This window comes from Chryseobacterium oryctis (assembly GCF_025971925.1).
Classification (GTDB): Bacteria; Bacteroidota; Bacteroidia; order Flavobacteriales; family Weeksellaceae; genus Chryseobacterium; species Chryseobacterium oryctis.
Window position 1 is genome coordinate 75,635 of sequence record NZ_JAPDHV010000001.1, and the last position, 15,073, is coordinate 90,707.

Below are 15,073 nucleotides of genomic sequence, written 5' to 3' on the forward strand. Positions count from 1 at the left end.
ATTAAAGATAAAATTTAATTAAATTCAATCGAAACATTAAACCATTCATCATCAAACTTCGGACTGTATTTTTTATAGAAATTAATTGCCGGTTCATTCCAATTCAACACCTGAAAAACCATTCCGCTATACTGATTTGATTTTCCATACTCCAATGTTGCTTCAAATAACTTCTTACCGATTTGTTTTCCTCTCAACTTTTCGGTTACAACCAAATCTTCAAGATATAATCTTCTCCCTTTCCAGGTTGAATATCTGTCATAATACAATGAAATCCCAACAATTCCCCCTTCATATTCCGCTACAAAAGCTCCCCAAACCGGAGACTTTCCGAAACCATCTTCAATAAACTGCTCTAATGTTAAAGTAACTTCATGTAAAGCCTTTTCATAATCAGCCAATTCTTTGATAAGCTCCAACATAGAAGCACAATCTTCCTGAACTGCTTTTCTTATTATAACTTCACTCATTACGGAGCCTGAATTTTTGTTAAAATTCTACTGATTATTTCTTCTGTTGAAATTTCTTCTGCTTCAGCTTCGAAAGTAAGACCTATTCTATGTCTTAATACATCTTTAGCCAACTCCTTCACATCTTCAGGAATCACAAACGCTCTGCCTTTCAAGAAAGCATAAGCTCTGGAAGCAATTGCTAAATTGATTGAAGCTCTAGGAGAAGCACCAAAACCTATATAATTTTTAAGTTCAGAAAGACCATAATTTTCAGGATAACGGGTTGCAAAAACCATATCCAGAATGTATTTTTCAATCTTTTCATCAAGATAAATCTGATTAATCAATTCTTTAGCGTCAAGAATATCCTGAAGAGAAATGACTGGTTTTATTTCAGGTTGATGAGAAGTAGAGACCATTCTCATAACCATTCTTTCATCCTCAAATTTTGGATAATCTATGGTACATTTCAACATAAAACGGTCACTTTGCGCCTCAGGTAAAAGATATGTGCCTTCCTGATCAATCGGGTTTTGAGTTGCCAATACCAAGAACGGTTTTGGAAGCTTCATTGTTTCATCCCCAATTGTCACCTGTTTTTCCTGCATTACCTCCAAAAGAGCAGACTGCACTTTCGCCGGAGCACGGTTGATCTCATCTGCAAGAACAAAATTGGCAAACACAGGACCTTTTTTTATAGAAAAATCATTGTCTTTAACATTGTAAATCATTGTTCCTACAACATCTGCAGGAAGCAAATCCGGTGTAAACTGAATCCTTGAGAATTCACCATGAACAGCTTCGGCCAAAGTTTTAATGGCTAATGTTTTTGCCAAACCCGGAACACCTTCCAAAAGTACATGACCATTCCCTAAAAGACCTACCAAAAGGCGATCTATCATATACTCCTGACCAATAATAACTTTGTTGATTTCCTGTCTAAGAAGAGAAAATAAGTAATTTTTTTCCTTTACTTTTTCTGTCAATTGTCGAATATCTTCCGCTTGATTTATCTCTGACATATCTTAATTTAAAATAATTTGTAAATTTCCAATAAATACTTACATTAATCAACACAATCAATGCCATATTTGAGTTAAAATTTGTTAAATAATCAACCTTTAATTCGAGATTTAAAATCACTGAAAACTTAAAACTCAAGATGATTATTATTATTTTTCATAAAAATATATAAATTTTAGCTTAATCCCCTGTTCAAAAATTGTCATTTCCAGTTTATTAAACTATTTTTGGTGATTAAAATTTTTGCAAAATGAATTATCATTTTCAAGCCCACAGACAGGTAAGAAGAAACCTTTTGAATATACTACAGAATACTTCTCACGAAGATCTTTTATTTATTCCGGACGGTTTTAATAATAATATTTACTGGAATATTGCACATACTGTTGCAACACAGCAGCTTTTACATTATTATTTAAGCGGAAACCCTTTCAGAATCGATAAATATTGGATTGAAACGTATAAAAAAGGAACATTACCCAATTTGAATGTCCAAAAATCAGAAGTTGAAGATTTAGAATTTTTATTGACTGAAACTTCCAAGATTTTAATGAAAGATTACGACAGTGATTTCTTTTCAGATTACACGCCTTACACCACAAGTTTTGGCATGGATTTGAAGAGTATTCAGGACGCCATTATTTTCAACAATATGCATGAAAGTTTGCATTGTGGATATATCATGGCACAAAAAAGAGCAATTTTAGGAGAAAAATATTAAGATGACAGATAAAAAAGACGATTTTATTTTCGGACTTCGTCCTGTAATAGAAGCTATAGAAGCGGGAAAAACGATTGACAAGATCTTTGTACAAAATGCATTACAAGGTCCTATTTATGCTGAACTGAAGGCAATTTTAGCTAAAAATAAAATTCGTCCCAATTATGTTCCGGTTGAGAAACTCAACCGTTTTACAAGAAAAAATCACCAAGGTGTTGTAGCTTTTATTTCTGATGTTCCGTTCCATAAAGTCGAAGATATTGTTCCTCAATTATTTGAAGAAGGTAAAATTCCTTTTTTATTGATTTTGGACAGGTTAACAGATGTAAGAAACTTTGGAGCAATATGCAGAACAGCAGAATGTGTAGGAATTGATGCTGTAATTATTCCTGAAAAAGGGGCTGCCCCCATAAATTCCGACGCTATAAAAACTTCAGCAGGAGCACTTTACAATGTGAAAATATGTAAAGAACCCAATTTAGCACATGTTGTGGATTTTCTTCAACAAAGCGGAATTTCTGTTTTTGCGGCAAGTGAAAAGGCTCAGAAATTAATTTATGACGTTGACTTTAAAGAACCTTGTGCCATAGTAATGGGTAATGAAGAAACAGGAATTTCTAAAGAAGTTTTGCATCATGCAGACGAAAAAATAAAACTACCAATTGAAGGTAAAACCCAGTCTCTAAACGTTTCAGTGGCTTGTGGAGCTATTTTGTATGAAGCTGTAAGACAGAAGCTATCTTCAAATCTATAATTTATAAAGCAAATTGCTTTACCATTTAAGTAATATAAAATTTAAAAAATCAAATGAAAAACATAGCAGCGTTTGCGCTTATATCATCAATAGCTCTTGTATCTTGTAAAAAAGAAACAGCAACCGTAACAAAAGTAGACCCGAAAACAGGAAAAACAGTAACCGTAGAAGTTCCTGCTGATTCTGTTATCAAAGTGGAAGAAAATCCGGCAATTAAAGACTCTTTAGGAATCGTAACTCAGAGTTTCAAACTGGAAAAAGGAAAAACATATCCTTTAACTACGTATCAAAGAGATACTAAAACAATGACAGATCCTGAAGGAAAAACCATCAACGGAACAAGTGAATCTACAGACGAAATGTCTTTTACTGTAAACGACATTAAAGGAAATGTATATGATATGACCCTTAATCTTGTTTCTAAAAGAAGTTCTCAATCTGCACAAGGAAAAACTATTGTAGTAGACACCAAACAACCACTTCCTAAAGAAGAAGATCTAAAAATGATCTGGAACATCAACAAAGCTCTTGTAGGAAACAAGTTAGCCATGAAAATGGACACTAAAGGAAATGTAATTTCTATTACAGGTTTCGATGCTGTTTACACCAAAGTTTCAGCTGCTGTAGGCACAATGGTAAAAGATGCTAACCAAAAAGCAAGTATTGTTGCAAGCCTTAAAGAAAGTTTTAACGAAAAGGTTTTAAAAGACCAATTCAATAAAAACCTTACAATTATTCCTAAAAAAGGAGTGAAAGTAGGCGAAAAATGGTCAAGTTCTGAAAACGCAGATCCAAGTGGTTCTGTAAAAGTAACGTCAAACTATGTTTTGAAAAGTTTAGGAAACGGAATTGCTGAGATCTCTGTAACAGGAGGAATTCCTAAAAAAACCGAGAAAAAAACTCAGGGACCGATTACCCATAGCTTAAGTAGTGAACTTGTACAAAACGGTACAATTAAGTTCGATCAAAGTACAGGATGGATTACCAACCAGAATATCAATGTAAAAACAACACAGATTGAAACCATTTCAGACGGAAAACAATCACAATCTATGAAAAGCGTTTCAAACTCTTCTGTAATGGTAAATCCTTCTGCAAAATAATGTTGAAGATTTTAAATTAAAAAATTATGAAGTACATTCTTGAGTTAGTACTCTCGGCTATTATTATTTTTTTTGTTTGGAATATTTTAAAGAGAATTTTCTTTAAATCATTCTACAGCTACCGATTCAATAATCATCAAAACAATAAAAAGCAGGACAATAATAGCTCGAATAAGAATATCAATCAGAATCTGAAATGGGACGCAGAAACTGTGGACTATGAAGAGGTAAAAGAAAATAATGATAAAAGGTAATATTTCCGAAAATAAAAGATAATAACCAGCATGGCTAAGAATAAAAACTTAATTTATATTGCAATTTCTTTAATTGTATTTATAGTTTTAGCATTTTTATACTCATCTCCTGTTTTTTCAGGAAAACAACTTTTCCAGCACGACATTGTTCAGTACAGAGGAGGCGCAAAAGAACTCCTTGATTATAGAGCAACCAACGGAAAAGAAACCTATTGGAGTGATTCCATGTTTGGAGGAATGCCAACTTATCAAATGGGGAGTCGATTCGAAGGCGATATCATCAAAAAAATTGATGGCTATCTGAACTTCCTTCCAAGACCCGTTAATTATCTTTTCTTATTATTTTCAGGATTTTTCCTTTTAGGAATGGTTGCCGTAAGAAACTGGAAATATGCACTTTTGGGAGCCACATTTTTCGGACTTTCAACCTATTTTTACATCATTATTGCGGCAGGGCATAATGGTAAAGTAAATACTATTGAATATTTCGCACCGCTTTTAGCCGGAATTTTACTGGTTTATATCAGGAAAAAATATATTTGGGGATTCATTGTCACTACCCTATTTATGGGACTTCAGGTAGCAGCGAACCATCCTCAAATGACCTATTATCTGTTTATTGCTTTAGGATTTTTATTTTTGTCGGAATTAATCAGAGTAATTCAGAAAAAAACAGAGCTTAAACATTTCCTTATTTCATCCGGAATCATTGCAGCTTCATGTCTAATTGGGGTTGGAATGAACTCTCAAAGAATCATGGCAAATTCTGAATATGTGAAAGAAACCGTTCGTGGAAAACAAATATTAACGAATGATAGCCATACTTCAGGAAAATCCGGAATGGATAAAGAGAGTATGCTTATGTGGAGCTACGGAAAATTAGAAACTTTAAACTTATTCATTCCAAGATTAATGGGAGGCGGAAGCCAAGAACCTGAAGGAAAAGAAATGATGAACAGAGTTCAGGAACTGGTTCAGGAAAACGTTTCCAGCCAAGCTGAAATGGATAGAATTTCTAAAGGCTTCAGCGGAGTGACGTATTGGGGAGACCAACCCGGAACTTCAGGACCTGCTTACCAAGGAGCAATTGTTTGCTTTTTAGCTGTTTTAGGGTTCTTTTTTGCATGGAAAAAATACCGTTATTGGATTTTAGGAGCCTCTATTTTAACCATTCTTTTGGCTTGGGGAAGCAATTTTATGCCCTTATCCGATTTCTTTATAGACTTTGTTCCGTTTTATAATAAATTCAGAGCACCTTCTTCTATTTTGGTTGTGGTGGAATTATTATTCCCTCTTATTGCGATTGTAGGTTTATATAGATTTTACACAGACGAAAAACTATCAGAAACTTATAAAAAAAATACTTTGATTGGAGTTTCCTCTGTCACTCTTATCTCAATAATTATTTTAATTATATTTCCAAAAGAAGGAGTAAATATAATCATTGGATTACTAGTACTTCTTCTTATATATTTGATATATAAAAGAAAAGTAAATAAACAATTATCAAAGGAGGCAAAGGGAATTAGTTCATTGAATATTATTTCACTTTTCATCTTAATCTTAATCCTTCAAATATTAAAAAATGATTTGTCACTTGAATTTTCAACTGCTTCAGAAAGACAATACTTTCCTCCTTTCTTGTTAGACTATTTGTCTGACGAAAGATTCAAAATGTTTAAAATAGATGCCATCAAAGCGTTCATCTATGTAGGAATTGCAGCAACTGTTTTATTCTTGAGCTTAAAGCAAAAACTTAATCAAAACATTGCTTTGATTGTGATTGGAGTAGTAAGTTTATTTGATTTATGGACTGTAAACAAACGTTATCTAAATGACGAAAATTACGTTGATAAAATCTTTGCTGAAAACCCTTTCCAAACAGAAAGCTCAGAATTATTGGTTGAAAAAGTTCAAGGAAATCCGAATTTAGAATCAATTTTATCAACAGTAAATATCAACAAAACGTTAGAAACAATTGCCGAAAAAGATAAGAAGCATTACAGAATTTACAATCAGACATTAGGCGTAACAAGCGAAACAAATACTTCTTACTTTAAAGCATCAATCGGAGGGTATCACGCCGTAAAACTAAGAAGATATGACGACCTATTAAACGAATACATTTCTAATATTGATAGTGTAAAAACTCCAAAAATCCTGAATTTATTAAATGCCAAATACATGGTTTTCGGAGGACCAGACCAACCTCAGGTTGTGCCCAACCCGAATGCAAACGGAAATGCGTGGTTTGTAAGTGATGTAAAATTTGTAGATAGTCCGAATGAAGAAATAAAAGTAATCGGGGAAATTGACAATAAAAAAACGGCTGTAGTTGCAGCTTCTGATAAAAATTATTTTAATGGAAAGCAACTTCAGGCAGATTCTGCGGCTGTTATTAATTTAACGAAGTATGAACCTAATGAACTGGAATTCAAATCTCAGTCAAAGACACCACAATTAGCCGTTTTCTCTGAAATTTATTATCCTCACGGATGGAAGGTATTCGTTGACGAAAAAGAAGTTCCTTACATTAAAGCTGATTATTTGCTTCGTGCAGTGCATGTTCCTGCAGGAAATCACAATATCAGAATGGTTTTCGAACCAGAAGTTATTGAAAAAGGAAGATGGATTTCTCTTATCAGCTTCGGATTATTCATTGCATTGAGTGCATTTGGAATTTTCTGGATGAATAAAAAGAGGAAAGAGAAAATCTTGGCTGAACAAAAAGCGTAAAACAATATAATATTCGCTGTGTCATTCTTCACTGCGCTTTGCTTCGTTCAGAATGACAATACTACAAAATGGAACAAAAAAAAATATTAATCATCACCTATTATTGGCCTCCTGCAGGAGGTCCCGGTGTTCAGAGATGGTTGAAATTTGCAAAATATTTACCCGAATTTGGATGGAAACCGGTGATTTACACACCCGAAAATCCAAGTTATCCTTTATTGGATGAAAGTTTGCTAAAAGATATTCCTGAAAATATTGAAATTGTAAGAACCAAAATCTGGGAACCTTATCAACTAGCTGAAAAATTAAACAAAAGCAATAAAAAATTCAAGGCGGGACAATTTGATGTAGGTAAAAATCAAAGTTGGAAATCAAAACTATCGATTTGGGTAAGAGGAAACTTTTTCATTCCTGATGCAAGAGTTTTTTGGGTAAAACCCTCTGTGAAATTCTTAGAAAAATATTTAAAAGAAAATAAGATTGATGTTGTAGTTACTTCGGGACCTCCTCATTCTTTACATTTGATTGGTCTCAGCTTAAAAAAGAAATTCTCTCACCTAAAATGGATTGCAGATTTTCGTGACCCCTGGACGGAAATTTCTTATTACAAACATTTAAAACTAACAAAAAGTTCAGACAAAAAACATCGCGAATTAGAAAGTGCTGTTTTTAAAAAAGCTGATATTACTTTGGCAACAAGCTATACAGATGCACAAAACTTCAGTAAAAATGGAGCAAATGCCATCTGTATTACCAATGGTTTTGATGAATCTGACACAAGTAAAAATACAGTTGAACATTCACAAAATCCAAAATTCACTTTAAGTTATATTGGGGTTTTAGAACAACTTCGAAATCCCGAAAATTTATGGAAGGCTCTGGACGAATTAGTAAAAATAAATACCGATTTTGCAAAAGATTTCACCTTAAAATTTGTAGGAAGAATTGATGACAAAATTCTACATTCTATTGAAAATTCATCCTTAAAAAATAACATCCAAAATCTTGGATATCTATCTCACGACAAAGCCATTGAAGAGATGGCAAAATCTTCGCTTTTATTAATAACCAATTTTCCGAATGAATCTTCAAAAGGAATTATTCCCGGAAAAATATTTGAATATTTAGCAACAGGAAAACAAATTATTTCATTTGGGCCAGACAAAGCTGATGTTTCAAAGATTTTAGATGAAACAAAAGCAGGAAAACATTTTGGTTATGACGATTATCAGACAATTAAAGATTTTATTCTAGAAAAATTTGAATTGTGGAGAAACGGAAACCTTGATAAAAACACACAAAACATAGAGCAGTTTTCAAGAAAAAATTTAACTAAAAAGTTAGCTGAGATTTTAGGTTAAATTCGTTTTAATTACAAAAGATTTTAACACATTAAAATATATTTAGGAAGGCTTCGACAGGCTCAGCCTGACTACGCTAATAATTAATCATTCAGTATTAGGATTATCATGCAGAGCTTGTCAAATTTTTTTTTAAACTAAATCGTCCATTGGTCATTGATAACCGCCACCAAATAATACTTTCCTTCAAACTCTTCAAAAACCAGACGAAGGGTTTTCCAGTCCATTTCGGCATTTGCTTCAGAACCTTTAATATAGTTTTCTGAAAAATCTGCATTTGGGTATATTTCTTTAAGATTATTCAACGAGTTTCCACCTCCCAGAAACTTATTGAAAGAAACCTGCCCTGTCACAAAATCCTTTGAATACACCCATTTTGTAAGATAATCATTAATTGTAGATTTGTACAAATCTCCCGAGCCATCCAATGTTCCCCAAGTAAAAACAGTCTTTGTTGGCTGATATTTTATAAAATCTGCTTTTGAAAAAAGTTTATCCTCTTTCGGCTCTACAAAAGCATACATCGAAAATCTGACTCCTTTTTCAGGGTGTATAAATTCAGCTATTTTTTTATAATCTCTATCTTTCAATGCCAGTACAACCTCTTCATTAATTTGCTTTAAAACCACCTCTTTTCCAACAGTATTTTGAATTGCAATTGTATCTCCTTCTTTCACCTGTTTTATTGAATCTATATTATTATCAATAACCTTTTCAGGATTCTTATTGCAGGCGAACAAACTTAAAATCAGTATTGAAACGAAAATTTTTCTCATATTTTAAATATTATCAGATAAAAATTCATCAAAACTGATACCATAAAATATTTTTAATAGATAAGTTCTTTTATAGGTTCAAAATCGGGTTTAAAGGTTTTAAGTACATTTGCAATATGGAAATTTTGGATATTCTTATTATCGGAGGTGGACCAATCGGTCTGAATTGCGCTCTTGAAGCACAGAAAAATAATTTATCTTATTTAATAATTGAAAAAGGGACCATTGTTAATTCTCTTTACAATTATCCTTTGTATATGAGATTTTTTTCGACAGCCGAAAAACTGGAAATCGGAAAAATTCCGTTTATTTCAACAGCTCCCAAACCAGGAAGACAAGAAGCCTTAGAATATTATCAGGGAATTGCAAGGCAAAGGAATATCAACATCAATCTCTATGAAAAGGTTTTAAAAGTCTCCAAAAATGAAATGATTTTTGAAATTGAAACTTCAAAATCGAAATATTTAGCAAAAAATGTGATTATTTCCACTGGTTTCTATGATATTCCGAATGTAATGAATATTCCCGGAGAAAATCTGCCTAAAGTAAAACATTATTATACTGAACCCTATCCTTTTGCTCAACAAAAAGTCGTGGTAGTAGGTTCAAGCAATTCCGCGGTAGACGCAGCTTTGGAAACCTATAGAAAAGGAGCTGAAGTAATGATGATTATCCGTCACTCCGAAATTTCTAAAAGTGTGAAATATTGGGTAAAACCAGATATAGAAAATAGAATTGAAGAGGGAAGCATTAAAGCAAGCTTTAATGCTGAAATGATTGAAATTAAAGAAAACTCTGTTATTTTTAAAGATGAAAACGGTACAATTCAGGAAATTGAAAACGATTTCGTTTTGGCAATGACAGGTTACCTCCCCGACTTCGATTTCCTAAAAAGTTCAGGAATTGAATTGCATGGAGAAAATCTAAATCCATTTTACAATCCCGAAACAATGGAAACAAACGTACAAAACCTTTATTTAGCGGGTGTTGTTTGCGGAGGAAAAGATACACATCTCTGGTTTATAGAAAACTCCAGAATTCATGCAAAAATGATTATAAAAGACATACTCAATAAAAAATAAAGCTGTAAAAATTACAGCTTTATTATATTTTCAATTTTAGTTTAAATATTTTTCCTCTTCAATCTCTAAACCATTTTTTCTATCTTTAAGCATCCAGGGTACTACAAAATAAAATGCAATTGCTATAATTGTCGCCAAAATACCAGTTCCAATCCATAAAGCATTAAAACCAAAATTCTCCGCAAGTTTAGTTCCAATATAGGGAGTAACAATGAATGCTATGGAGAAAGAAATTCCGTTCAATCCCATATATGCACCTTTATTGTTTGCTCCGGAACGTAATGCTGTAATCGTAGCCATAAAAGGCAATGTCCAAATTTCTCCCACACAAAGCAAAGTCATAGAAACAACCAAAGTAATCATACTATAGTCAAACGCCAACATTGCATAAGAAACTCCACAAATGAAAGTTCCTAAAAGAACAGTTTTTGCCAAGCCAAACCATTTCTCGGCAATTTGCACAAAACCCATTTCCAGCAATACAATCAGAATACCGCTATATCCTAAAATATAACCAATATTTTGCTGACTTAATTTAGCTGTGTCTTTGTAAAAGATTGTCAATGTACTTAGTAACTGAAAAAAGCAAATTGAAAACAACATGCACAATACACAATAAATCAAGAATTTACCATCTCTATACGGCGAATTTTCTTTTTTAATCGCTATCACTTCTTTTACTTTTTTAGCTTTTGCCAATTTATTTCTTTTCCAGAAAAATCCGATATACATGAAGCCTGCCAACAAAGCCCCTAATCCATTACTGAAAAATAGAAATTCATAAGAAATCGCCGATAAAATCCCTCCTAAAGCAGGACCTATTGAAAATCCCAAATTCATAGCCATTCTGTTTAATGAAAACGCTCTCGTAATATTCTGAGGTTTAGCATATTTCGTAATCGCAACCGAATTTGCAGGACGAAACATTTCACTTATAATACTTTGTACCAAAATGATACTCGCCAATCCAACCTCTGTTTTAAAAAAAGGAATTAAACAAAATAAAGGAGCACTCAACAATAAACTGAGATACTGAACTTTATACTCTCCAATTTTGTCAGTAATCATCCCTCCAATCCAAGAACCCAAAACTGAACCAATTCCGAAAAAGCTTAGTACAACCCCTGTATTTTCTAAACTAAATCGCAAATGGTCTGTCATATATACCCCTAAAAATGGGAGTACCATAGAACCAGCGCGGTTGATAAGCATTACAATAGCCAACATCCAACTTTCCTGAGAAAGTCCTCTAAACGAGTTTATATATAGATTTATTAGTTTCACAATTTTTCTATTTAATAATTTGTATTTGATTTGATTTTGTATCAGTCTAAATTTTAATTAAGAACTACAAAACAAAAAAACAGGACTTAAAAAATTAAGCCCTGTTCAATTTATATTGGTATAAATAAGTTTTACTCCGGCTTATAAGAGTCTTTTAAAGTCACAGTACGATTGAACACCAAATTAGTGTCCGTAGAATCCTGATCCTTCGTGAAATACCCAATTCTCTGAAACTGAAGAGGTTCTCCTACAGCTACATCTTTTAAACTAGGCTCAGCAAACCCTTGAATTGTAGTTACAGATTCAGGATTAATGAAATTCAAGAAGTCTACATCTTTCTCTGCATCAGGCTGTTCCACTGTGAATAATTTATCATAATTTCTTACTTCCACAGGAATTGCATGTTTTGCAGATACCCAATGAATTGTACCTTTTACTTTTCTCAAACTTTCCTCTGTACCACTTCCCGACTTAGACTTTTCATCATAAGTTGCATAAATTGTGGTAATGTTACCGTTTTCGTCTTTTTCCACTCTTTCTCCTTTAATGATATAAGCAGATTTTAAACGAACTTCACCACCTAATTTAAGTCTGAAGAACTTATTATTAGCCTCTTCCTTAAAGTCTTCACGCTCAATATATAATTCTCTTGAGAACGGAATTTGTCTTGTTCCTGCATTTTCCTGTTCAGGATTATTTTCAGTATCTAGCCATTCTTCTTGACCTTCAGGATAGTTTTCAATCACCAATTTTATAGGATCAACAACAGCCATTACACGTTTAGCAACTTTATTCAAATCTTCACGAACGCAGAATTCTAATAATTGAAGTTCAATAAGATTTTCTCTTTTTGCAACACCTACTTTCTCAATAAAATTTCTAATAGAAGCAGGAGTGAAACCTTTTCTTCTCATTCCGGAAATTGTAGGCATTCTAGGATCATCCCATCCGTTCACTACATTTTCAGCGATAAGCCTTTGTAGTTTTCTTTTGGAAGTAATCATATAAGAAACGTTCATTCTTGCAAATTCTCTCTGCTTGTTTTTAACCTTACCTTCTTCATACACTTGATCTAAATACCAGTTGTACAACGGTCTGTGGTTTTCAAACTCCAAAGAACATAGTGAATGTGAAATTTGTTCAATATAATCAGATTCACCATGAGCCCAATCGTACATTGGATAAATTTTCCATGTTGTTCCTGTTCTATGGTGAGGTCTTTTCAAAATTCTGTACATAACAGGATCTCGCATATTCATGTTTGGCGAGGTCATGTCAATTTTTGCACGAAGAGACATAGAACCTTCTTCAAATTCACCATTTTTCATCCTTTCAAATAAGTCTAATGACTCTTCAATAGGACGATTTCTGTATGGAGATTCAATTCCGGGTTCTGTCGGGTTTTTTCTTTGTTCAGTAATAATCTCAGAAGGTTGTTCATCTACATAAGCTTTTCCTTCTTTAATCAACTGAACTGCCCAATCATAAAGCTGCTGGAAGTAGTCGGATGCATACAAAACTTTATCCCATTTAAAACCTAACCATTCAACATCTTTCATGATAGAATCTACAAATTCCTGTTCTTCTTTTTCAGGATTCGTATCGTCGAAACGAAGGTTTACGGGAGCATTGTATTTTTCACCCAAACCAAAGTTGATACAGATTGCTTTTGTATGACCTACATGCAAATAACCATTGGGTTCAGGTGGAAAACGGAAACGGATTTGATCTCTTTTCAAACCGTTTGCCAAATCATCTTCGATAATTTGCTCAATAAAATTGAGTGATTTTTTTTCTTCTTCCATTAAAATTCGCTTTTAAATATCGTATTATACGACAATTTGCAAATTTAGGAAATTTTAAGTGTTCAACGAAATTATAGTTAAAAACTACAAAACCATTTCTAATTCAATATTTTTTATTAACTTACAGAAAACTAACTACCACAACTCAAAAATAATCTAATATGGCTGTTTATATCCTAAGCAATCGTAAAATTATTCGTCATAAAGGCGAAAAAATAGATTCATTTTCCAATGATGAATATTCAATTCCTAATTTCAGGATAGCAAAATGTGATTTTGATAACTATAAAGAACCGACTGCTGCTGCAAAAAAAAAGAAAGATTACACCAATCGAAATATTTTAAACTACAAACTATTTTCAGAACCGGAAAAACAAGGCTATCAAGATGTTTTTAATGTTTTATTAAACGAAAAAGGCATTAAAAAATCTACTTTAACAGCCAACAATCTAGGTGGAACTCAAAAAATGTTTTATGAATTGTATAAAAACATGTCTTCTACAAAAGACAGAAGTGATGTTTTGATATTTATTCATGGCTATGCCTATGATTTTGATGACGAATTAAAGGCAATAATTGATCTAAAGAAAATATTTATTGATAATTCTTCATCACCAATTGAGCATATTTTATTTATAAGCTGGCCTGCTTCGAGCAGTATTGTGCCATTGACTTATTTTGATGATAAAGCATCAAGCATTAATTCAGGAGCTTCGTTAATGAGATTATTTTACTTTTACACTCAATTTTTAAAGGATATTTTTTCGAATCGAGACCTTGCTCCATGCAATCAGAGAATCCACATTATGGCACATTCTATGGGCAACCGAGTACTCCAAAGTATGCTTTACAGTTTAAAAAAAGAAAATATTCTGAGAGTAATTGATCAGGTTTTATTGTTGAATTCTGATGTAAGCTATAAGGTTTTTGATGAGTCTGAAAACTCATTTAATAAACTTCCTTTATTAGCAAACCGTGTTTCTATTTATTTAAACAGAAAAGATGCAATTCTTGGAATCTCACAATTCACCAAAAACATTCTCACTCCTAGACTAGGAAAGAACGGACCAAGTAATATTGATCAATTTAAAGATATCGTATCGATCATCGATTGTACTTTTATAGAAAATGACATTCTGAATTCCTTTAAATTTGAATTTGGAAATCATTGGGGTTACCTTTCCAGTTCACAGGCTCAAAATGACATATTCCAGAATTTGTATGGTGTTGACAGGAATCTCATCACCAATAGAACAAAAAACAACGAAAATACTTTCACAATTATTTCTTAACGGTAACTTAAAAACAGAGACCAAATAACGCCTTGTGTTAAAATTAAAAATCTATTAAACAATGGCATAATGATTGCCATTTTTCAATAAACAGAGAAATTAAATTATTCCTATTATGAAACATATAAAAAAAAGGCTTACTTATATATTAGAATATATAAAGAAAGCAATTTTCGTAAAAGATGTGATTTAAACTGAATATTAACCTTCTAATATCAAATTATCCGAACAAAAAACTACTAACTTTCAAAGATTCTCAATTAAAATAATTCAATAATCTAAGTTTTTGAATTATTTTGTTTTTTAGAGAAAACAAAATAAGAATTAAAGACTATCGAAGGAAAACCTCCTATTGGATGTAACAATTGGAATAACACATCAATGTGTTGTATAGTATATGCTGAGATTCTCCTCCTCCATATTGCTAAAC

13 protein-coding genes are annotated in these 15,073 nt (G+C 32.5%); 8 read left to right on the forward strand and 5 right to left on the reverse strand.

Annotated elements, in window-relative coordinates; genetic code table 11:
• Positions 1-14: 14 nt before the first annotated feature.
• Together OH806_RS00385 and OH806_RS00390 are read right to left on the reverse strand one after the other, a co-directional pair.
• Positions 15-470 carry a GNAT family N-acetyltransferase gene (locus OH806_RS00385; protein WP_264741709.1) on the reverse strand — a complete coding sequence of 152 codons (456 nt, stop codon included), beginning with the start codon at positions 468-470 and terminating at the stop codon, positions 15-17.
• Entirely contained in the window at positions 470-1,474 is a 1,005-nt protein-coding gene (locus tag OH806_RS00390; RefSeq protein ID WP_264741710.1) for an AAA family ATPase, read from the reverse strand. The genes OH806_RS00385 and OH806_RS00390 overlap by 1 nt, the downstream gene beginning before the upstream one ends.
• Positions 1,475-1,725: 251 nt before the next feature.
• On the opposite strand from OH806_RS00390, the gene OH806_RS00395 reads away from it, so the two are divergent.
• The 6 genes from OH806_RS00395 to OH806_RS00420 all read left to right on the forward strand — a co-directional run bounded on the left by OH806_RS00395 (position 1,726) and on the right by OH806_RS00420 (position 8,404).
• Entirely contained in the window at positions 1,726-2,196 is a 471-nt protein-coding gene (locus tag OH806_RS00395) for a DinB family protein (protein WP_264741711.1), read from the forward strand.
• Position 2,197: 1 nt separating this feature from the next.
• The gene (gene rlmB, locus OH806_RS00400; RefSeq protein WP_264741712.1) at positions 2,198-2,950 is read left to right on the forward strand and encodes a 23S rRNA (guanosine(2251)-2'-O)-methyltransferase RlmB; all 753 of its coding nucleotides are present in this window, start codon (positions 2,198-2,200) and stop codon (positions 2,948-2,950) included.
• 53 nt (positions 2,951-3,003) lie between these two features.
• Positions 3,004-4,053, forward strand: coding sequence for a DUF6263 family protein (locus OH806_RS00405; protein WP_264741713.1), 1,050 nt, complete (start codon positions 3,004-3,006; stop codon positions 4,051-4,053).
• Positions 4,054-4,079: 26 nt separating this feature from the next.
• Positions 4,080-4,307, forward strand: coding sequence for a hypothetical protein (locus OH806_RS00410; protein WP_264741714.1), 228 nt, complete (start codon positions 4,080-4,082; stop codon positions 4,305-4,307).
• Positions 4,308-4,337: 30 nt separating this feature from the next.
• Positions 4,338-7,043: a YfhO family protein gene (locus OH806_RS00415; RefSeq protein WP_264741715.1), complete on the forward strand. Its 2,706-nt coding sequence runs from the start codon at positions 4,338-4,340 to the stop codon at positions 7,041-7,043.
• A gap of 68 nt (positions 7,044-7,111) precedes the next feature.
• Complete coding sequence (locus OH806_RS00420; protein ID WP_264741716.1) at positions 7,112-8,404, forward strand: glycosyltransferase family protein; 1,293 nt, start codon at positions 7,112-7,114, stop codon at positions 8,402-8,404.
• Positions 8,405-8,541: 137 nt separating this feature from the next.
• On the opposite strand, the gene OH806_RS00425 is transcribed toward OH806_RS00420, so the two are convergent.
• Entirely contained in the window at positions 8,542-9,180 is a 639-nt protein-coding gene (locus OH806_RS00425) for a hypothetical protein (protein ID WP_264741717.1), read from the reverse strand.
• Between the two features lie 116 nt (positions 9,181-9,296).
• On the opposite strand from OH806_RS00425, the gene OH806_RS00430 reads away from it, so the two are divergent.
• The gene (locus OH806_RS00430; RefSeq protein WP_264741718.1) at positions 9,297-10,262 is read left to right on the forward strand and encodes a YpdA family putative bacillithiol disulfide reductase; all 966 of its coding nucleotides are present in this window, start codon (positions 9,297-9,299) and stop codon (positions 10,260-10,262) included.
• Between the two features lie 36 nt (positions 10,263-10,298).
• Here the strand turns inward: OH806_RS00430 and OH806_RS00435 are convergent, their stop codons facing one another.
• Both OH806_RS00435 and OH806_RS00440 read right to left on the reverse strand, forming a co-directional pair.
• Positions 10,299-11,489 carry an MFS transporter gene (locus tag OH806_RS00435; RefSeq protein ID WP_406567586.1) on the reverse strand — a complete coding sequence of 397 codons (1,191 nt, stop codon included), beginning with the start codon at positions 11,487-11,489 and terminating at the stop codon, positions 10,299-10,301.
• Positions 11,490-11,677: 188 nt separating this feature from the next.
• On the reverse strand, positions 11,678-13,351 hold the full coding sequence (locus OH806_RS00440; protein ID WP_264741720.1) for a glutamine--tRNA ligase/YqeY domain fusion protein: 1,674 nt from the start codon (positions 13,349-13,351) through the stop codon (positions 11,678-11,680).
• A 161-nt stretch (positions 13,352-13,512) separates the two neighbouring features.
• Between OH806_RS00440 and OH806_RS00445 the strand changes: the two genes are divergently transcribed.
• Positions 13,513-14,643, forward strand: a complete 1,131-nt coding sequence (locus tag OH806_RS00445) for an alpha/beta hydrolase (protein ID WP_264741721.1) — start codon at positions 13,513-13,515, stop codon at positions 14,641-14,643.
• The last annotated feature ends 430 nt before the right edge of the window (positions 14,644-15,073 follow it).